The following is a 20201-nucleotide window of genomic DNA, read 5'->3' on the forward strand; positions in this document are numbered from 1 at the left end:
GATATAGAAACACAAAGTTTCTATATCATTTTATATTTTAATGAGCAACAAAAGTTGGAATATCCGTATGTTTTAAAATATATGGCGAACTACCACCAAGGAATAACTCTTTAACACCTTTTCTTCCATAAGCACCAGCAACAATTAAATCAGCACCAAATCTTTTTGCACTATTTAAAAGAGCTTCTCCAGGAATCAAAGTAGTTTTTATAATCTCATAAGTAGTTTCTATTCCATGAATTTTTAGATATTCTTGTAGTTTTTTAACTCTTGTAAGTTCTTTAGTTGTATAAGATTTTGTACTAACTATATGAACTTTTTTTGCATTTTTCATCACAGGAATTGCTTCAGTTATAGCTCTACTTGCCTGGGGGGAATTATTCCAACCAATTAAAACGTTATCCGTACTAAATTTTTCTAATTTTCTTGGGATAATCATAACAGGTTTTCCACTTTCCATAACAGCAGATTCAAAAGTAGCAGTTGGTTCACCCTTTGGAGGAGTAGCTGCTATTACCATATCACAAAATTTTGAATGATCTGTTACAAGTTGACTTCTAAGACCAGAAACAACATTTAAACAAGCTGTTGTTTTACCTTCGATCGGAGTACAAGTCATTTCAATCCCTAAATCAACCGCACACTGCTTTAAAATTTCTTGGTCTTTTTTATCATCATTTTTTAAATTTTCTAAATAAATTTTTTCCAATCTTTTCAAAATGTCATCAGATACTCCCATACCTTGAGGTATTGCTCGTGCAACATTTGCTTGAGAAACCAGTATCTCTATGTGTGTATTAAAATACTTTGCAACTAACAAGGCTCCATAAACTCTGCCTCGCAACTCATCATCTCCACCACCAACTGGAAAAAACAATTTCTTTGGTATCATTAGATATCCTTTATATAATTAAAATTATGTTTACTATATTACTATTTCACTAAAAAAGTTATTAAATTTTTTACAACTTTCTCTCGCCTCTTCTAAACTTACAAGTTTGAACCTTATCTTATCTCCTTGCTTTGCTTGAGCTAACTTAAAACAATCAACCCTTATGACTGAACCGATTTTTGGATAACCTCCTATAGTTTGCCTCTCTTTTAGTAAAACTATTGGCTCTCCATGAGCTGGGATTTGAACTGCACCAAAAGCAATCCCTTCAGAGATAATACCATTACATGTAGAAGTTATTTTTTCACCACTTAATCTAAAACCCATCCTGTCATTTTGACTTGTAACTTCATAAGTACTATTAAAAAACTTTTCTCGCTCTTTTTCTTCAAACTTATCCCACTGATAAGCACTAACCATTCTAAGCTCTATTACTTTATCAAATTTTAATCTATATTTTTCTTTTAAAACAATATTATAGTTTTGTTTACATGTAGAAAATTTTAAAAAATCTTTTGGCTTAATTACTCTTCCACCAATTCCCTCTTTTATACTTACTGAGCTACTATTGAACTCTTTTTCTACTTCAAATCCACCCTTAACACCAAGATACACTCTAGCTCCACTTGTTGCAAAGCCAATGGTTAAAACATCTCCATCTTTTAGCGCATGAGTCTTATACATTTCAACTTTTTTATTATTTACACTAACATCAACACTTGCACCAGTTAAAGCAAAGTGAGTATTACCTTTGCATTTTAGTTTCACTCCACCAAAAACAATCTCTAAAGCATTTGTTCCATAATCGTTTTGCAATATTTGATTTAATAAATTAAAAGAGTATTCATCTAAAACACCAGCTTCACTAACTCCAATCTCATTTAACCCAAATCTCCCTAAGTCTTGAATACTAGCTAGAATTCCACCATTTAGTACTTCAAAGCCACTCATAACTCACCACCTAAACTCAAAAACTCTTCTTTGTCAATAGATTTAAAAGTAACTTTATCTCCAACTTTGAAGTAAGAAAAACCATCATAACTTTTATCAAACATTTCAATTGGAGTTCTTCCTATGATATTCCATCCACCAGGGCTGACTCTAGGATAAACTGCTGTTTGAGTATCTGCAATGCCAACACTTCCTTTTGGGACTTTTGCTCTTGGATTTGCTAATCTTGGAGTTGCAATTAGTTTATCAACTTCACCCATATAAGGAAATCCGGGGGCAAAACCAATAGCATATACAAAATACTCTTTTTTAGTATGGATTTGTATAATTTCTTCAATACTCAAGCCTTTTTGCTTTGACATATCTTCCAAATCCAATCCAACCTCAATCCCATAATAAACAGGTAAAGTTATATTTCTTGATTCAATAATCTCTTGTGAGCTATTTTCAAGTTCTTTTAAAATCAGCTCTTTTATCTCATCAAAACTATATTTTATAAAATCATATTTAATTAACAAAGAAGTATAAGAAGGAATCAATTCTACAAACATATCAAGCTTTTTTAGAGTAAAAAAAGCTCCTCTAACACTACTTGCAACATCTTCACCAATTTTATCTCCAAAATAAATTATAAGAGAATCAACCGAAGCTACTTCAAACCTCATCGATATACTCCCTTAGAGCCTTAACAAAAGCAACAGCTTCTTTGTTGTCTCCATGAACACACATACTATCAGCTCTCAACTCAATCTCACTTCCATCTATGCTTATTAGTTTTCCCTCTTTTTTGAGTAAATTAATCCTATCTAAGACTACATGTAAATCATGGATAACTGCGCCTTCTTGAGTTCTTGGTACTAATAATCCTTCATTTGTATAAGCTCTATCCGCAAAGACTTCATAAATAAGCCCAATTCCAAACTCTTTAGCCAATTTTTCATAATAACTATTCTTAGTAGTTGATAAAATCATGAGTTTTAAACTATTATCAATCTTACTAATTGCACTCATAATCGCTTTTAAAACAACTTCATCTCTCATCATATCATTATAGAGTGCTCCATGAGGTTTTACGTACTCTACTTTTGTCCCCAAAGATTTACAAACACCGCTAAGTGCTCCTATTTGATATATCACAAATGCTTCAATCTCTTCAAAGCTACACTTTAAACTTCTTCTTCCAAAACCAACCAAATCAGGATATCCAGGATGTGCTCCAATTTGAACACCATTTTCTTTTAAAAGTTTAACTGTTTTTTGCATCACAAGTGGATCAGAAGCATGAAAACCACAAGCCACATTTGCCATATCAATAAGAGGTATGATTAATTCATCCTCTCCCATTTTCCAAGAACCAAAACTCTCGCCCAAATCACAATTCAATTTCATCTTCACTCCTCTAAGGGGTCAGGCCTAAACTTTAAACTTTTTATACTTTAGCCCTCTTTAAATCCTCTAAAATCTCTTTTTCTAATTCCCAATCTTTTCCATCAACACTTTTTACGCACTCTTTTTTTATACCATCAACCGAACCAAGTGATACAATATATCCAAGATACTCATCAACTTCTTCAAAAGTAGGAATCAAGTTTTTATCCAAACAAGCAATAAACCCATAAGCTCCCCAGTTAGAAACGCTAGCTAACATCAAGTAATCACACTCAACTTTACAAGGAACTAAAGTTAAATGTTCTTGTATATCTTCCTTGTAATTTCCCATGCCAACTTCATTTCCACCATCTCCAATTGAAAAAGTAGGAGCACTTTTTCTTCCCTCTTCAAATAACTCATCTACTCTAGCGGTGTAAGAAGATATATCCTGGCTTCTTGCATTTTCATACTTGCCATTGATATTTTTACCACATCTCTCAATACTTATATGAGCAATTGGTTTGTAAGTTTCTAATATTTCTTTATAATTTATCTCTTCTTTAATAGGCAGATATATGGTTTCAATCTCTTTAAAAAAATCCTTACAATACTCATCAGTAATTATGACTGATTTATATCCCAAAGCATTTAAAGCTTTAGCTAAAAAATAAGTTCCAACAGGGCCATCAGTCTCAGCAAAACCAGCCACCCAAAAACCAGTATATAAAAACACTGTCCCTTTTTCTAGGTTTAAAAAAGCATCTGCTGCCTCTTTTATATGCTCTTTTGGATGCAATTTTTGAAGAACATCCATCCCTCTATCAGAATATTTTAAAACTACTTCATCAACCAACATAATATTCGCTATCCCTCTTATCTCCCACAAACATATGACCTGGTTTGTGAGTTATAGCAAATGGTATCTTGATATCTCTAAGTGCATTTTGAGGGGTTACACCACAAGGCCAAAAAAGTGGAATTTCATCTTCATATATATCAACAAAGTCTCCATAATCAGGCTTGCTTAAATCTTTTATGCCAATCATTTCAGGATACCCCACTTGAATAGGACTTCCATGAGTTGCAGGATAGTGACTTGTTACAACACAAGCCTCAGCAACCAACTCTTTTTTAACAGGCCTCATAGAAACTACCATTTTACCCTTAAACATGTCATATGGATTTAAATCTATGTTTGTATTGTACATTGAAACATTTCTTTTTTGCTCCATATGTCTTAGTTTTATCCCCGCATCTACTAAAGCTTTTTCAAAAGTAAAACTACACCCGATAAGAAAAAATACCAAATCCTCATCATAGTACTCTTCTATACTCTTAACACTTTTGATGACTTTTCCATCTTTTATGATATTGTATTGAGGGATTTCATTTAACAAGTTTGCATCATCAGCCAAAACTTTTGTTTTATAACCACCTTTTATGATTTCTAAAACAGGGATTGCTTTGTTATTTAGCTTTGCAAACTCTTCAAATGATTTTGCATATTTACTTGGGAGTGCAACCATATTTGCTTGAACATGACCGTCACAATAACCAGAAGTTGGAGAGTTAAACTCTCCAAGTGCCACTTTTTTTCTAAACTCTTTAGGATTCATACTATCCCCTTAGATTATTTTTTATTTATTATACTATTTTATCCAACCATTTTTGCAGGCAGATAAGTAGCAATCTGCGGAAATGCTGTTACTACTACTACAATTAAAATCATAATAATAAAAAATGGAAAAGTAGCTTTAAGAATATAACTAATTTTTTCACCAGAGATACTTTGAATTACAAAAAGAGAAAATCCAACAGGTGGGGTAATCTGAGAAAGTTCCACCATAAAAACAAGGAAAATCCCAAACCAAAGTGCGTCAAAACCAGCCATTGTTATGATTGGAAGTACGATTGGAAGTGTCATAACCACGATTGAAATCCCATCTAAAATCATACCTAAAACTATATACATAAGACCAATTACAAAAATCAATACATAAGGTGACAATCCTAGTCCAGCTATATACTCGCTAATCGCTCTTGCAATGCCTAAAAATCCAACAACTTGAGATAAAAATCCAGCTCCAGCTATGATGAAACTTATCATAACTGTTGTTTTTATCGCATTAAAAAGAGCTTCTTTAAAAATAGCATAATTAAAACTTTTAAAATATATTGCTAAAACAATAGCGCCCATAACACCAAGAGCTGCAGCTTCAGTTGGAGTTGCAAAACCTCCATAGATACTTCCTAAAACTAAAGTAATCAAAGAAAATATTGGAATCAACTCTTTTATAGATTCTATCTTTTGACGAATGCTAAATACCTCTTCTTGTTTAGGAACTACCTCTTTTTTCAAAAAAGCAACTATCATAATATAAAACGAGTAAGCACTAGCAAGCAATAATCCAGGAAAAATTCCACCAATAAATAACTTACCGATTGAAACATCACTAAGTACCCCATAGATGATCATAATCAAACTAGGAGGTATCAAAAATCCAAGAGTTCCACTTCCAGCCAAGCTTCCAAGAGCAAGTTTTTTACTATAACCTCTTTTTTTAAGCTCTTCTAGTGTAATTTTTCCAACTGTTGCAGTTGTAGCAGCTGAAGAGCCTGATACTGCAGCAAACAAAGAACAAGCTGCAACATTTACATGTAGAAGTCTTCCCGGGATTTTATTGAGCCATGGCATAAGACCATTTAAAAGTCTTGTTGAGATGGATGAACGATATAAAATCTCTCCCATTAGTATAAACATAGGAAGTGCAGCCAAACTCCAAGAGTTTAAAGAATCATACAAACTCCCAGCCAACAAATCTCCAGCTTTATCAAAGATTGAAATTGCAGGTGGAAGATTGTGTTTAAAAATGAGCATTCCAACAAGCCCTGTTAGCATAAGCGCTGAGCCAATCCAAATAGAGCTTAGAAGAAAAAAGAACATTATGCCAATCAATACAACAGATAATACTAAAGGATCAGCTATCATTACTTATCCTTTTAATAGTCCAAACTATAGATACCAATATAAAAATACCAAGTCCAATACTCATAGGGATTTGAGTAAGCCAAAGAGGAGTTTCAGAAACATTTTCACTTACCATTTCCATCTCTTTAGAATCCATCATAAATTTAAAAGAGTAATAAAGAGCAAAAATTAAAACACCACTGTTTAAAATCCCTGCAAAAAAATCTATTTTTTTTCTACCATTTTCACTGAGTTTTGAAGTAAGTATACTAATTCTTATATGGCCATCTTGGGAAAATGTATAGCCAAGCCCAAAAAAGACAGCAGCCAAATACAAGTATCCGCTATATTCATCAGCAAGCATTGTTGAATAATCAAAAAAAGAGCGTCCTATGATTTCAGTCATAATCAAGCCAACCAACATTATAAAAATCACTGAAGCAATATAGGCTCCCAACTTGGAGAGCCTATCGCTTAAGATTTCAAGAAGTCTCATTACTTCGCCTGATACTCTTTAAAAATCTTTTTAATATCACTTGAAGCATCTTTTAGATACTCATCTAACATCTTTTTACCAATTGTTTTAAGCTCTTTTTTCAAAGTAGCACTAGCTTCACTTACTTTCATGCCATTATCACTTAACATTTTAAGAGCAATTGCATCTTCTTGTTTACTAGTTTCCCACTGAGCTTTTTCTATCTCTTTAGCAGCCTTTAACATTGCAGCTTGCTGTTTTTTATCTAAAGAATTCCAATAATCAAGATTAATTGTAACAGCTTGTAACGGATAAGCATAACCAATCTTAGTAAAGTTTTTCAAAACTTCCCAAAGTTTTCCATCTTTTCCACTAGCACTACTTGTTACAACTCCATTTACCATACCTGTTTGAAGAGCTGAGTAAACCTCTCCCCAAGGAAGAGCTACAGCATTTCCTCCAGCCATTTTTATAAAATTAGCTGAGTTTTTATCATAAGTTCTAACTTTTACACCTTTTAAATCAGCAACAGAGTTTACAGGTTTGTTTGTATAAATTCCACTTGGAGGCCAACTTACAGCATAAAGCATTTTTTGATTCCACTTTTTAGCTACCTTAGCATAAGCTGGTTTTGAAATTTGATACAATCTGTAAGCATCATCATAACTAGAAGCTACAAATGGAAGAGCAGAAATTCCAAATACCTTTCCTCCTCCACTTGTAAAAGGAATAAACATATCTGTCATTGGAGCAGTTCCATCTTTTACTGCTTTAAGTGGGTTTCCTTTTACCAAAGAACTTCCAGCGTGCACCACAATCTTAACGCTACCTCCTGTGTACTTATCCACTAAGTTTGCAAACTTTTCAGCCCCTTTAGTATGAAAGTTTGTCGCTCCATACTTTGCATTCAAATCAAGCTTAATATTTCCTGCAACTAATGCAACTCCAACTCCAGCCAATAAAACTACTTTTTTTAGCATGTTTACTCCTTTTATTTTATATACCTTCATAATATAAAATGCAAGTAGGGAATCAGTAGGGAAATGTATAGTTTTTCTACATGTATAACTTTTTAATTGCAAGAATGTTACAAAATGTAAAAATTTCTAAAGCAGTTTGTATCCAACCTGGGGAATATTTTCAATCAATTCAACAGGAATTTTTTTTCTTAAATCTCGTATAAAACTTTTAAGAGCACTAGAGCTCATACCTTTTTCTGCCCATAGTTCATCTTCTATCTCATCATATCTAACCACGCCACCCCTAGATAAAAGTTTCAAAAACTTACTCTCTCTTAAACTAAGAGCAACCTCATCTGTATTTATTTTTAAAATGGAATTATCCAAATCCAAAAAAACCTCTTTTTTAAGTTTAACAAGCCCGCTATATCTTCCTTTTAGAGCACTTTTTAATCCATCTTCCAAGCTATTTGTAGTCACAGGTTTTAGTATAAAATGCTGGATATTAAGATTAATCAACTCCATCAAATACTCTTCGGAATTGTAAGCGGTTAAAAAGATGATAGGAGTTATAAGGTCATTTTCTCTTATCTCTTTTACCATCTCAATTCCACTCATAACTGGCATTTGAATATCACAAATGATAATATCAGGCTCTTTTTCATAGTATATCTCCAAACCCTCTTTTCCGTTAGTAGCTTCAAAGACCTCTTTAAAATAGTATTTTAAGGTATTTACTAGTCTAATTCTAACTCCATCTTCATCTTCTACACATAATATACTCAAATCATTATACATGTAAAATCACCTCAAAAACAGCTCCATCATTACCATTTTTAACACTTAGTTTTCCACCCATATTTTCTTCTATTATCATTTTTGACATGTAAAGACCAAGCCCTGTTCCACTACTCTTTTTTGTACTAAAATATGGCTCAAACACTCTATTTATAATTCCCTCTTCAATTCCGCCACCATTATCACTAACACTTAAAATAATTTCTTTTTCTTTTTTGAGTATAGATATGTCTATCTTCGCATCTTTTATATCTCTTTCAACCAAAATATCTCTTGCATTTAAAATCAAATTTAAAATCACTTGAGCAAACTCTGAACTATAGCCAAAAACTTTCACATCATCCTTTACATGTAAAAGTAGTTTTATATCTTTAGATTTCAAACTTGCCTCTGCTATTACAATAGCCTCTTTACAAGCTTTTATTAGTGAAAACTCTTCTTTCGTTTTGGCTGGTTTAAAAAAATCTCTAAAATCATCAATAGTTTTTGACATATATGAGATTAGATTGTAACCATCCTTTGCATTTTTTGCTATAAATTCGTTATCTGCTTTTTTAAATTTACTAGCAGTTTCCATCTCCATAAAAATTCCAGAAATTTCACAAAGTGGTTGTCTCCACTGATGAGCTATCATGCTAAGCATTTCACCCATTTGAGCGAGGCGTGATTGATGAAGCAAGGCTCTGTCTTTTTTCTTTGCTTCATTTAGAGCTTCATCAATTTTATGACTCAAAGTTTTGTTAAACTCCTTTAGAGCTTGTTCTTTTTTTATAACATTTTGCCTATAACTTGTAAAAACTTCTACAATTCTTTTTGAAATCATATAACCTATTATCCCAAACAACAGTATCAAGCTAAAAGCACTTAAAAGTATGATTTGAACATACTTATCGATTTTTCTCTCAAGCTGTAATTTCTTTTTAAATATCGAAGATTCTATATCATCTATATAAAGCCCAGTTCCTACTACCCAACCCCATGTCTTATCAAGCTTTAAAAAACCTATCTTTTTTCTAGGAGCTTCAAACTCAGGTTTTGCCCAATAATACTCAACAAAACCACCCTCAGGATTTCTTGTAGCTGTATTTATAAATTTTTGAAATATTTTATCTCCAGTAGCATCAGTATTGTTAGTATCATCTTTTCCGATATCATAAGGTCTAAATGGATGAGCTATTAGATGATGGCTAGTATCGTGGATCCAAACATATCCATTTTTTCCATATCTAACACTCTCAACCCAATCAATTACCTCTTTTTTTAATCTGTCATATGATTTTTTTTCGTACTCTTCAACCTCTTTTTCACTAACTTCCTTACCACTTTTTCTTATATTTCTAAAATGATTGTGTATTTTTTTTGCTTCTAAATCTCTGTGGAATTTTATATAATCAAGAACTCTTTGGTTTTCATTTATGAGGATCTCTTTTTGTCTTTTAAGGTACTCAATTTCAAGCTCTTTACTCTCTTTATCAAAATTCTCATATTGAGAATTCACAAAAGTATATATGATAAACATAGCAAAGAGCAAAACCAAGACTATTGGAGTTGCAATAATCAGTCTTGGTAAATTTTTTTCAGTAAACAACTTTTTTAACTATTATTATCTTTTGTAACGACCCAAAGAGCATGAACAACTCCTGGTATAAAAAATATCAATGTCAAAATAAGATTGATCCAAAAAGCAGGCATTATTCCTTTTTTGAAAAAAACAGCCAATGGAGGGAGAAATATTGATAAAATTATCAAAACTAATCTACTCATAGTTTAAATCCTTGTTTTAATTTGTTGCGATATATTATCAAAATTTTTGTTAAACAACTTGAAATACAGTTTCGCCTTTGATGATTTTGCCTTCATTTATTACTTTAGCAAATATCCCTCTATTGTTTTTTAAAAGTTTTGGAAGTTTATTGTTTATTTTTGTAAGAGTATTACACAAAGTAGATTTTTGACTAATCTCAAATACTACATCTCCTATTTGAAGCCTAGTTCCATCTTCGAAAGAGTATGGATCAAAATCTATGAGTATATTTTCTCCTAGCTCACCAAGAGGCACATCTATATCTTTTTCTTTAGCCATTTCATAACTCTTTGTTGAAACTAAAAAAACTGATCTTTTTATATCTTTACCTTTAAATCTATCACCATAAACTCCATCAAACTCAAGAATCAATTCATCTTTTTCTTCTCTTGTTTTTAACTCATCATCTTTTGAAATAAAAAGATTTAAAACTTTTCCCAATGTACGCTTTTCACTCATCGACATAATACCTCTCTAATCCCTCAAACCAAAAATCACTTGTAACTTTAACGCTTAACTCTTTTCTTTTTTTAAAGTGTTCATCCATATCAAAGTTTTCATTTTTACCATAATTGTCTTTATACTCTTGGATCAACTTAGCATAATCTTTTTCTCTCATGGCTGTTATTTCAAACCTTATATGATCGTAACTTTTACCATCTATACTAAATTGTTCTCCATCAAGAAAATGAACATTTATACCACCATATCTCTCATCTTCTTCTAAAGTCATATTCATCTCAATATTTGCTCTTAAATTGGCAAAAAGATTCAAAAATTGATCTATTGAGGTATCTAGACTATGTACAACTACAGAAGTTTTGTGATCATACCCCCATCCTCCAGATATGTCAAGTTTTATATCAAACACCTCTTTGATAAGTCCTGATATATCATCAACGGGTTCAAGCTGTTTAAATTCCATCAAAAATCTTCCATTTCTTGTTTTTGTATAAATGATTCTAAATCCATTGTTTTATAACTTTTAGTAAGAACATATTTTATTTCAAGCAAATACTCGTCTATATTTCTATAACCAATCGATCTATATATTACTTCTCCCTCACTATTCATAAATATAGTTGCAGGATAGGCAACAGCACCAATATATGCTGAGAACTCTTTGTGAGAGCCTTTAAAGTCTCTAAATTTAACTACACCATTGTCTGCGGTATATATATCAACATAGACAAAGTTTTTATCTATTTCCTTTAAAATTGTTGCATCTTTAAAGTTTTCATCAAGCATAGCCTTACAATAAGAGCAACCAGGAATATGATGAAATATCAGTACACCTCTATTTTGTGCTTTAGCAACTTTAACAATCTTATCTAAATCAACATCACCTGCGTTGAGAATAGTAAAAGAAAACAGCAATAACAAAGATTTTATAAATTTTTTAAGCATTATGTTACTCCCTATTTAATATTATATAAAAAAACTTCTTAAGGATTTAAACGATGGCTATATCAAGACGAGATATTTTAAAGACAACGGCACTTTTAGCTACAACTGCAGTAATACCAGCTAATGCTAATCAAGAAAAAACAGTTGAAAAAAAATATACAAAAGCCCTTTTACCTAGTAAGAAAGAAAATCGAGTTGTTATAGTTGGGGGAGGTTGGTCTGGACTCTCTATAGCAAAAAATTTAAAAATTTTTTCACCTGACACAGAAGTCATTTTAGTAGAGCATAAAAATCAATTTGTATCATGCCCTATGAGCAATCTATGGTTAGTAGATAGAGTTTCATTAGAGTATCTTACTCATGATTATCTACAAGCAGCAAGAGAAAATAAATATACTTTTTTTCATGCAACTGCAATAGGCATGGATAAAAAAAGAAATATTTTGCATACAACAAAAGGAGATATTGAGTATGACCACATCGTTTTTGCTCCAGGGATTGATTATGACTATTCATCTATTACTGAAGATATAGAACTTCAAAGAAGACTAAGACAGGAGTATCCAGCAGGATTTAAGCCTGGTAACGAACATTTAACTCTTAAAAAGAAAATCCATAATTTCAAAGAGGGAAATTTTGTTATGACTGTTCCAGCTGGAAACTACAGGTGTCTTCCTGCTCCTTATGAAAGAGCATGCCTTGTTGCTGATTTTTTTAAATCAAAAAAACTCAAAGCAAAAGTACTATTACTTGATGAAAACAATGACATTACCATAAAAGAACATGGATTTCATACAGCTTTTGAAGAATTATACAAAGATTATTTAGAGTACCATCCAAATTCAAAGATAGAAAATATTGATTTAGAAAGCAAGACAATAGAGACTGAATTTGAAGAATTTATATTTGAAGATGCTTCTTTTTATCCGCGTGTTAGAGGAGCAAAGATACTCGAAACCGTAGGGATAGCCAAGGATAGTGTTTTTAACAAACTCGAAGGCAACATAGATGGCATTACTTATGAAGTAATAGGTCATAAAAACATCTATGTATCAGGTGATTCAAGACCAATGGGATTTTCAAAATCAGGCAACACCTCAAATACAGAAGGATTATATGTAGCACAATTAATAGCAGATAAAATTGCAGGTAAGAAAAAAACACCTTGGCACTCACCAACAACTATATGTTTTTCAGCAGTTACTATGTCACCTGAGAGAGCCATATTTGTTAACTCTATGTACGCATACAACAAGAAAACAAAAAGATTTGGATTTGCTACACCTAAGATGAGTGAAGTTTGGAAAGGCAAAGAGGGGCTTGAAAATGCAAAAGCACAACACTATTGGGCAGATGCATTATATAGAACAATGTTTGAAAAAGGGTAGGGATTTACATCCCTACTAATTTTATTCTATGGTAGAATCAATAGCAGATTCAAGTAGATTTTGTGCATCAATCAAAGGATTAAGAGACTCATCATCTGATATATTCGTAGACATTATCCAGTTATAAACAGAAGGATAACCCATCCTCGTAAACTTATCGCCTTTTTTCTTATACATATACATCGTACAAGGTGCTAAAGCCCCCACTTCAGGATGCTTTTTGTGAACTGGGTAGATTACTTCTAGTTTACAAATAGAGTATCCATCGTAAAAATCATAATCATTTATACCATTTGCAACTAAATCTTCATTTATTGGAGTAAATCCTGCAGCTATAAAGCCTGCTGATTCGATTTCACCCTCCATTGTTTCTTGATAACTATCTTTTGCATCTTCTATATCACCATCTTCATTTGGCATAACAAATGCAAATCTTGTTACAAGTGGTCCATCAGGTCTTACTATTTTGTAGCTTAATTTGTCAAATTTTCCACCAGGTAGTGCCTCTTTTAAAGATTTTGTCATGCTATCGTGAAGCTTTATTAGACTTGGATTAGTTGCTGGAACACCTGAAATCCTTGACATGCCAGTAAGGCTCAACGAGGAAATACTTATTTTCTTTCCATCTTTAGAATACACTGAAGTACTTAAAGGTGTCAAAAGACCAAATTCAGGATAGTCTTTCAAAATCTCCGAGCTAATCTTTGGATTATATACGAACATTAATCTATAGATCTTAAAATCTTTTCCACCACCAAATCTTTTTTCAAATGCAATATTCATATTGTTGTTACCGGTTATAGTAAATCCATTTGCTTTAAATGCTTTTTCTATACTATTTGCAGTTATTTTTCCATCACTATTGTCTGCTGTAAAGATTCTTATGTCATCTCTTGTTTTTGTCTTTGGAGCACTTAAAGAAGAAGCTTCTTGTGCGCACCCACTAAATACCAGTGCCAAAGTAAAAACTAAAGTTGCAACAACTCTCTTTTTCATAATTATCCCTTTCTTTTTTGTCTAGCAGTAAGTTCAACACTTTTCTCATAAGTATTGCCCTTTCTGTCTACTGCAGTTATTGTAAGAAGATCACCATACTCAGACTTTTCTCTAGTTACACCATTGTCGAGTTCTCTTCCAGATAATTTCCTTCCAATTTTAAATGAATCACACTTAAATTGAAACTTAAAAATCGGATTTTTTGAGAAAAACTGACTCGTTGATGCATCAAAAATAACTTTATCACCAACTTTTCCAGTAATATGAGTTATAAAGTTTGAATCATCTCTATTGCCTGTTTTAGCTTTAGCTTGGTCATATGTTAACATTGGGTGCGAAAATGCCATCTTAGCAATTGCAACACCATCTTTTATCTTAACTTTTACAGCTGTTATTTTATTTGCCATTGCCTATCCTTCACATCCACCAGCTGCAACTTTCGTTGCCACTTGTGCCATATAAATATTTCCATCAGTTCCTTCAACCAAAACCATTATCACTCCATCTTTCGCCATTTTTATTTTTACTTCATATTTCTTTAAATCATAAGGAGTTACATCAAAAACAGCTACTGCACTCTCAGGATTTGCATCTTGAAAAAGAGATACGCTTTTAGCATCCAAAGATGTTTCAAACTTGATAGGCACAGCTGCTCCACTTGAGTTTATTTTTGGAACCTTAATCTTGATCTTATCACTTTTGATTGGAGTTTTTAAACCATATAAAGCTTTTGTCGCATCATCAATATTATGTGCTGTCCAAACTTTTGGTTTCAATTTTCTATAATCTTCAGCACGAATGTTTACAGGAATTACTGATAAAGCCAATAACCCTCCTGCAAAACTTAAAAAATTTCTTCTATTCATCTTTTATCCTTTTACTTTACCATATACTCAACGACTTGCTTGAATTCATCATCACTAAGAGACGAACCTCCACGAGCTGGCATTCCGTTGTTTGTTCCAGCTAATCCATTTTTTATAACTTCTGCAAGACCTTTTTTTAAGATAGGTGCCCAAGCAGCCTTATCTTTTGGAGCAGGAGCAACGCCTGTGCCATGACACATTGCACAGTTATTATCATAAGCCCCTTTTACATCAAAACTTACCTTATGAGCTGGATCTTCTTTTTTAGGTGGTAAATCTCTTTTAACTGACATTGGTGGTTCAAAATCAGTAATTCCACCATCAACTCTTACTATATTATTAGTTTGCTGACAATCATTCATACAAGGCTCTTCACCTTCTTTAAGTCTTATAGCACCATAGTTATCAGGATTTTCATAAAATTTTCTTACATTTTCAAGTCCATCTGGACCATCTATATCTGGAATGAAACCATACTCATTTGGCATCTCTATTTTTAAGAATTTTTCACGATCTAGCTTAAATGTCTCATTTACAATTTCTCCATTTACCTTCATGCCGTTTATGTACAACATATATGCCACTAAGGAATATACTTCATCATCGCTTAAAGTCTTTGATTTTGTATGAGGCATTGCATCTTTAATATACCAAAATATTGTGCTTGCCCTTGGCCAGTATGAGCCAAATACTCTTGTCGGTCCTTCTGCAGTAGGATTTAACCATCTATTGTTTTTTAGTGTTCTTTGAAGCTCTCTTCCCTTTCCAGCTGAAAGCGCAGGATATCCTCCGCCACCTGAGCCAAAATCACCATGACATGCTAAACATTTTGCTTCATAAAGAGCTTCACCCTCATCAACATAACCATATCCATCAGGAAGACCTGTACCATCTGGCATTATATCTTTATCCCAAGCTTTTAGCTCATTTTTTGTAGGAACTCTTCCATGATTGTAAGCCACTTTTACTCCACCATCACCTTTTGACACATCGGAGTCTTTAAATACTTGTGGATTTACTTTGTATGGTCCAGTCATGCCATCTTTTATTGGATAGTAAACTCCCCCGCTAATGTCTTTTTTTGCATTCCAAAGTCCATTATAGGCCGTTGTTTCATCAGCCATTGCATTACTTAAAAGTGCTATTGTTGCTATCACAGAAGCTGTAAATAGTTTATATTGTTCTAATTTGAACATGGTTCACCTCCCCATTTTCTGCTACTTCCCAAGATTCAACAGCATTTCTGTGGTAGACTGATTCTACTCCCATTCCTTTGTTTCTATCTTTTCCGTAATCTTTTTTATCAACTCCATATCCAAATACTTCTTGATCAATTGTAGGCTGGATAAACCCTGCATCATCCATAGCTCTTGAAGTTAAAATTATCTGTTTTCCATTTGGATTTTTAAAACCTTTTGGTATCTTATACATGTAAGACCATCTTGTCCAACACTTAGGAAGCACTAGTCCTTTAAGGTTTGCTCTAACATAACTGTTTCCACCATCAAAAGAGAGATCAACTCTAGTAATAGTTCCCATTCCTGACCAAGCCAAACCTTCTATCTCAACTTCATCGCCCTCTTTTAAATCAGTCCAAGGTTTCTCCGGACTTGGATTTACAACGGTTGAATTTACTTCATTTGCATAAAAATGCTGAACTGCTTTACCTGTTGGCTTTAGTGCTGTATATTTACTAGTTTCTTCTTTTGCATACCATGGCTGATCAGCAAATTCCAATCTTTTAAGCCACTTAACACATAAGTTTCCTTCCCAACCAGGAAGCAATAATCTAACAGGATATCCTTGTTCAGGACGAAGAGCTTCTCCATTTTGTCCCCAAACAAGCATAGCATCATCTAGAACTTTTTCTACTGGAACACTTCTTCCCATCTCAGAGTTATCACTACCTTCAGCTAGCATCCACTTTGCATTTGGTTTTAATCCTAAATCTTTAAGTATTGTTTTTATATAAACCCCAGTCCACTCAGCACAAGACATAAATCCTTTCGCAAATTGAAGTGAATTATACTGTGGTTTTCTCCACTCTTGGCCACCATTTGCAGGGCACTCTATAAAATGAGTTCTTGTAACTCTTGGATATCTTTTTAGTTGATCTAGAGTTAAAACTATTGGTTTTTCAACCAATCCATGAATCATTAATCTCCACTCATTTGGATCAATATGAGCAATTCCACCATGACATCTTGAGAAGAATAATCCATTTGGAGTTATAATCCCCTCACTCTCATGAATCGGAGTAACTGCGATAGAAGCTCTATAGTTACCAGAAGCCAAAAGCTTTGTATTTCTTCTTGTATTATTGTGTTCATATTTTGAAGGCATTCCATATCTATTTTTAGTAACAGGATCACCCCATGATTGTCCCCACTTAGGATGATGCATGATAGCTGGATCATCCTGTGCTTTTAGAGTAGCTGGCGCTACAACACTAGCAGCTGCTATTGCACTAAAAGCCCCTGTTTTTTTAAAAAAATCTCTTCTATTAAGTACAACCTTATCATCATTCTTAACATCCGAAGAGCTTTTTTTGAGAATTTTTCTAATCTTCTCCACTCTCTCTCCTTATTAATTAACTATTTTTATTCTATTATTTCGCCACTTAACTCAATGTAAAATAACTTTTTTTTATATTAAAAGTTATAAAACTGTTACAGTTTTATACATATTTTACCAAAATATATATATAATTTTTACTAATATTTTGAAATTTGTAGAATAAGAGATTAGTATAACTAAAACAAATAATAAGAAAGTGTTATATTATAAGAAAAACTTATAAATATATAACTATTTTAAATTTTGTAAGAAAGTAACTATATCATTAATACTTTTTTCATCCATCCAATCATAACTTGGCATAGTTGAGATTTTTTCACCATTGTCACCTATACTATACCATGGAAAATCATTGTTTTCATCACTATTATTTTTAGGAACTACTACAGCACTTGGATTGGCAAGAGATTCTATTAAGTAATCTTTTGTTGAGTATCCTCCAACATTTGAAAGATTTGGAGCCATCTCTTTTGGAGCGGATTTTTCATCTTTATATCTATGACAAGCTGCACAGTTTTCTAATGCTAATCTCTCACCATTTTTGATATCACCACCAGCCTTAGATTCTAAAGCAGTTATAAATTCATCATCCCCACTCATCCCTTCATAATTAAATCCGATCCAAGGACTTATAAACTTTTTATCCCTATCAAAAATTCCAATGGATAAAACAAAAGCATTATTATTCAAATCATTTTGCATATCTCTAAGTGGTCTTGAAAAAGAAGCAAACCAAGACCCATCTTTATAAACCATTTGCATATTACTGCTATCACTTATTTCTTCAATATTTTCAATGCCACTAGCAATTAAAGTACTTTTATAAAAATCACGAATTTCATCACAATTACACTCAAACTGCTTAAGAAAGAAATCAATCGCAAATTGCTCATAAACAAAAACTTCTCTATTAGTATTTCCCATATCAACATATGGCAATTTTTCTACATCTTTATATTCTACTGGAAATTCCAAAAAGTAGCCATCAGGAATCAAATCTTTTACATACCAATTATTTTGTATATCCTTACTTTTATCTTTCCACTTTAAAAGTAGTGCAAGATTTTGCCCATCACTTAAAGCTTTAATTTTTACAATTTTATTTTTTTGTATAGATGAGTCTTTGGGATACAAAGTCACACTCTCGTACCTAGCACTTAGCCAAGCTTTAGAATCAACTCCTATATTTTTTATATTCCCAGGAATCCTAACAACACTCACTTTAGCAAGCACAAAACTAGAAAAAACCCCTAAAAATAAAATACACACTATAAATCTTTTCATTTTTCATCTTTTTTTGTTTGTATTTTATCAAAATAATTCTAATTTTTACTAAATTAATAACATTGCGCTACGGAAAAAATGCAAGGATGTATTTTTGAGAATGAGAGAAAAATTGATATAAAACTTAAATTTGAATTAGCCTGTCCTTTTTTCATATGCAACTCTTTATATAGTTTAAGAAACAAAAAGGTACAATTATGTTGTTTATAATAAACAAAAGGATATATATGATAGAAATTCTTTTTAGAAAACAAGAGTATATTTATAAAAAAATAGAAGAGATAAAATACAAACGTTATTTTTTTCAAGAAGTTGATTTTACAGAAAAATTAATAGGGCTCATTGGTGCAAGAGGAATTGGCAAGACCACTTTTTTATTGCAATATCTTTGCTCTCTTGATATACCAGAAGATAAAAAGCTCTATTTTAGTGTTGATAGTATTGCTACAAGCAATATGAAACTTTTTGATATAGCCGAAGATTTTTCTAATCTCGGTGGAAAAGTTTTAGTTATTGATGAAATTCATAAATATAAAAATTTTGAGATTGAACTCAAAGAGATATATGATTTTTTGGATATCCAAGTAATCTTTAGTGGTAGTAGTGCTATCGTGCTTGAACATAAAAAAGCAGATTTGAGTCGTCGTGCTATGATTTATAGACTTAAAGGTTTAAGTTTTAGAGAGTTTTTAGAACTAAAACTTGACAAAACATTTCCTTCTTTTAACTTAGACGATATACTACAACACCATACGAAGATAGCACGAGATATTACAAAAAAGATAAAACCGCTTGAATATTTTAAAGAGTACCTAAAAGTTGGATACTATCCATTTTACTTTGAAACACCAAATAGTTACTGTATCAAACTTGAAGAAACGATAAATACTGTCATAGAAAGTGATTTACCGATAATTTTTAATATAGAACCCTCAAATATCCATAAGCTCAAACAGCTTACAGCCTATATCTGTACCTCAAAGCCTTATGAACTTAATATAACTGCCTTAGCACAAAAAATAGGTCTCAATAGAAAAACATTATATCAGTATATTCACTATCTTAGTTTAGGTAATATCTTTAGTCGTTTAGAAGCAAAAAGCAAAGGCGATACTGTTTTTTCTAAACCCACTAAACTCTATCTAAATAATCCAAATCTCAATTACTGCTATTGTCAAGAAAAAGAGGTTGGAACTTTACGAGAGGAATTCTTTTTAAATATGTTAAGTCTCAATCATAAACTTTTATATCCAAAAAAAGGTGATTTTTTAGTAGATGAAAAGTATATATTTGAGATAGGAGGAAAAGATAAAAGTTTTAAACAGATCAAAGATATTGCAAACTCTTTTGTAGTAGCAGATGATATTGAAATCGGCTTCGCAAATAAGATTCCATTGTGGGTATTAGGATTTTTGTATTAATATAATTACTAATAATAAATACAAATAAGGTAGTACGATGAAAA

Annotated in this window: 23 protein-coding genes; 2 read left to right on the forward strand and 21 right to left on the reverse strand. The window is 32.2% G+C overall.

Features of this window, described 5'->3' with window-relative positions; genetic code table 11:
* Positions 1 to 37: 37 nt before the first annotated feature.
* The 15 genes from ACKGJI_RS11560 to ACKGJI_RS11630 all read right to left on the reverse strand — a co-directional run bounded on the left by ACKGJI_RS11560 (position 38) and on the right by ACKGJI_RS11630 (position 11625).
* Entirely contained in the window at positions 38 to 892 is an 855-nt protein-coding gene (locus ACKGJI_RS11560) for a universal stress protein (RefSeq protein ID WP_458700474.1), read from the reverse strand.
* Between the two features lie 33 nt (positions 893 to 925).
* Positions 926 to 1843, reverse strand: coding sequence for a 5-oxoprolinase subunit C family protein (locus ACKGJI_RS11565; protein ID WP_458700475.1), 918 nt, complete (start codon positions 1841 to 1843; stop codon positions 926 to 928).
* The gene (pxpB, locus tag ACKGJI_RS11570) at positions 1840 to 2508 is read right to left on the reverse strand and encodes a 5-oxoprolinase subunit PxpB (protein WP_458700476.1); all 669 of its coding nucleotides are present in this window, start codon (positions 2506 to 2508) and stop codon (positions 1840 to 1842) included. Before pxpB ends, ACKGJI_RS11565 begins: the two co-directional genes overlap by 4 nt.
* On the reverse strand, positions 2498 to 3232 hold the full coding sequence (locus tag ACKGJI_RS11575) for a 5-oxoprolinase subunit PxpA (RefSeq protein ID WP_458700477.1): 735 nt from the start codon (positions 3230 to 3232) through the stop codon (positions 2498 to 2500). The genes pxpB and ACKGJI_RS11575 overlap by 11 nt, the downstream gene beginning before the upstream one ends.
* A gap of 40 nt (positions 3233 to 3272) precedes the next feature.
* A complete protein-coding gene (locus ACKGJI_RS11580; RefSeq protein ID WP_458700478.1) occupies positions 3273 to 4070 on the reverse strand; it encodes a DUF4392 domain-containing protein in 798 nt (265 codons plus the stop codon).
* Positions 4060 to 4830, reverse strand: coding sequence for a putative hydro-lyase (locus ACKGJI_RS11585; protein ID WP_458700479.1), 771 nt, complete (start codon positions 4828 to 4830; stop codon positions 4060 to 4062). The genes ACKGJI_RS11580 and ACKGJI_RS11585 overlap by 11 nt, the downstream gene beginning before the upstream one ends.
* Before the next feature lie 38 nt (positions 4831 to 4868).
* Entirely contained in the window at positions 4869 to 6203 is a 1335-nt protein-coding gene (locus ACKGJI_RS11590; RefSeq protein WP_458700480.1) for a TRAP transporter large permease, read from the reverse strand.
* Positions 6193 to 6678 (reverse strand): TRAP transporter small permease subunit, encoded by a 486-nt coding sequence (locus ACKGJI_RS11595; RefSeq protein WP_458700481.1) that lies wholly within the window; start codon positions 6676 to 6678, stop codon positions 6193 to 6195. The genes ACKGJI_RS11590 and ACKGJI_RS11595 overlap by 11 nt, the downstream gene beginning before the upstream one ends.
* Entirely contained in the window at positions 6678 to 7637 is a 960-nt protein-coding gene (locus ACKGJI_RS11600) for a TRAP transporter substrate-binding protein (RefSeq protein WP_458700482.1), read from the reverse strand. Before ACKGJI_RS11600 ends, ACKGJI_RS11595 begins: the two co-directional genes overlap by 1 nt.
* A gap of 126 nt (positions 7638 to 7763) precedes the next feature.
* Positions 7764 to 8414 carry a response regulator transcription factor gene (locus tag ACKGJI_RS11605; RefSeq protein WP_458700483.1) on the reverse strand — a complete coding sequence of 217 codons (651 nt, stop codon included), beginning with the start codon at positions 8412 to 8414 and terminating at the stop codon, positions 7764 to 7766.
* On the reverse strand, positions 8407 to 10002 hold the full coding sequence (locus ACKGJI_RS11610) for a sensor histidine kinase (protein WP_458700484.1): 1596 nt from the start codon (positions 10000 to 10002) through the stop codon (positions 8407 to 8409). Before ACKGJI_RS11610 ends, ACKGJI_RS11605 begins: the two co-directional genes overlap by 8 nt.
* A 5-nt stretch (positions 10003 to 10007) precedes the next feature.
* The gene (locus tag ACKGJI_RS11615) at positions 10008 to 10178 is read right to left on the reverse strand and encodes a YqaE/Pmp3 family membrane protein (protein ID WP_458700485.1); all 171 of its coding nucleotides are present in this window, start codon (positions 10176 to 10178) and stop codon (positions 10008 to 10010) included.
* A 49-nt stretch (positions 10179 to 10227) separates the two neighbouring features.
* Positions 10228 to 10677, reverse strand: a complete 450-nt coding sequence (locus tag ACKGJI_RS11620) for an MOSC domain-containing protein (RefSeq protein ID WP_458700486.1) — start codon at positions 10675 to 10677, stop codon at positions 10228 to 10230.
* Positions 10670 to 11143 carry a hypothetical protein gene (locus ACKGJI_RS11625; RefSeq protein ID WP_458700487.1) on the reverse strand — a complete coding sequence of 158 codons (474 nt, stop codon included), beginning with the start codon at positions 11141 to 11143 and terminating at the stop codon, positions 10670 to 10672. Before ACKGJI_RS11625 ends, ACKGJI_RS11620 begins: the two co-directional genes overlap by 8 nt.
* Entirely contained in the window at positions 11143 to 11625 is a 483-nt protein-coding gene (locus ACKGJI_RS11630) for a thioredoxin family protein (RefSeq protein ID WP_458700488.1), read from the reverse strand. Before ACKGJI_RS11630 ends, ACKGJI_RS11625 begins: the two co-directional genes overlap by 1 nt.
* Positions 11626 to 11678: 53 nt before the next feature.
* On the opposite strand from ACKGJI_RS11630, the gene ACKGJI_RS11635 reads away from it, so the two are divergent.
* Complete coding sequence (locus ACKGJI_RS11635) at positions 11679 to 13013, forward strand: FAD-dependent oxidoreductase (RefSeq protein ID WP_458700489.1); 1335 nt, start codon at positions 11679 to 11681, stop codon at positions 13011 to 13013.
* A 21-nt stretch (positions 13014 to 13034) separates the two neighbouring features.
* On the opposite strand, the gene ACKGJI_RS11640 is transcribed toward ACKGJI_RS11635, so the two are convergent.
* From ACKGJI_RS11640 to ACKGJI_RS11665, 6 genes are all read right to left on the reverse strand, one after another.
* Positions 13035 to 14009: a DUF302 domain-containing protein gene (locus ACKGJI_RS11640; RefSeq protein WP_458700490.1), complete on the reverse strand. Its 975-nt coding sequence runs from the start codon at positions 14007 to 14009 to the stop codon at positions 13035 to 13037.
* Between the two features lie 2 nt (positions 14010 to 14011).
* Positions 14012 to 14416: a thiosulfate oxidation carrier complex protein SoxZ gene (locus ACKGJI_RS11645; RefSeq protein ID WP_458700491.1), complete on the reverse strand. Its 405-nt coding sequence runs from the start codon at positions 14414 to 14416 to the stop codon at positions 14012 to 14014.
* Between the two features lie 3 nt (positions 14417 to 14419).
* The gene (locus ACKGJI_RS11650) at positions 14420 to 14875 is read right to left on the reverse strand and encodes a thiosulfate oxidation carrier protein SoxY (RefSeq protein WP_458700492.1); all 456 of its coding nucleotides are present in this window, start codon (positions 14873 to 14875) and stop codon (positions 14420 to 14422) included.
* A gap of 11 nt (positions 14876 to 14886) precedes the next feature.
* Entirely contained in the window at positions 14887 to 16071 is a 1185-nt protein-coding gene (locus ACKGJI_RS11655) for a c-type cytochrome (RefSeq protein WP_458700493.1), read from the reverse strand.
* Entirely contained in the window at positions 16049 to 17440 is a 1392-nt protein-coding gene (soxC, locus tag ACKGJI_RS11660) for a sulfite dehydrogenase (RefSeq protein WP_458701726.1), read from the reverse strand. The genes ACKGJI_RS11655 and soxC overlap by 23 nt, the downstream gene beginning before the upstream one ends.
* A 243-nt stretch (positions 17441 to 17683) precedes the next feature.
* The gene (locus ACKGJI_RS11665) at positions 17684 to 18736 is read right to left on the reverse strand and encodes a c-type cytochrome (protein WP_458700495.1); all 1053 of its coding nucleotides are present in this window, start codon (positions 18734 to 18736) and stop codon (positions 17684 to 17686) included.
* 227 nt (positions 18737 to 18963) lie between these two features.
* Between ACKGJI_RS11665 and ACKGJI_RS11670 the strand changes: the two genes are divergently transcribed.
* Positions 18964 to 20157: an ATP-binding protein gene (locus ACKGJI_RS11670; RefSeq protein WP_458700496.1), complete on the forward strand. Its 1194-nt coding sequence runs from the start codon at positions 18964 to 18966 to the stop codon at positions 20155 to 20157.
* Positions 20158 to 20201 lie beyond the last annotated feature (44 nt).

Source organism: Sulfurospirillum sp. 1307, assembly GCF_054408545.1.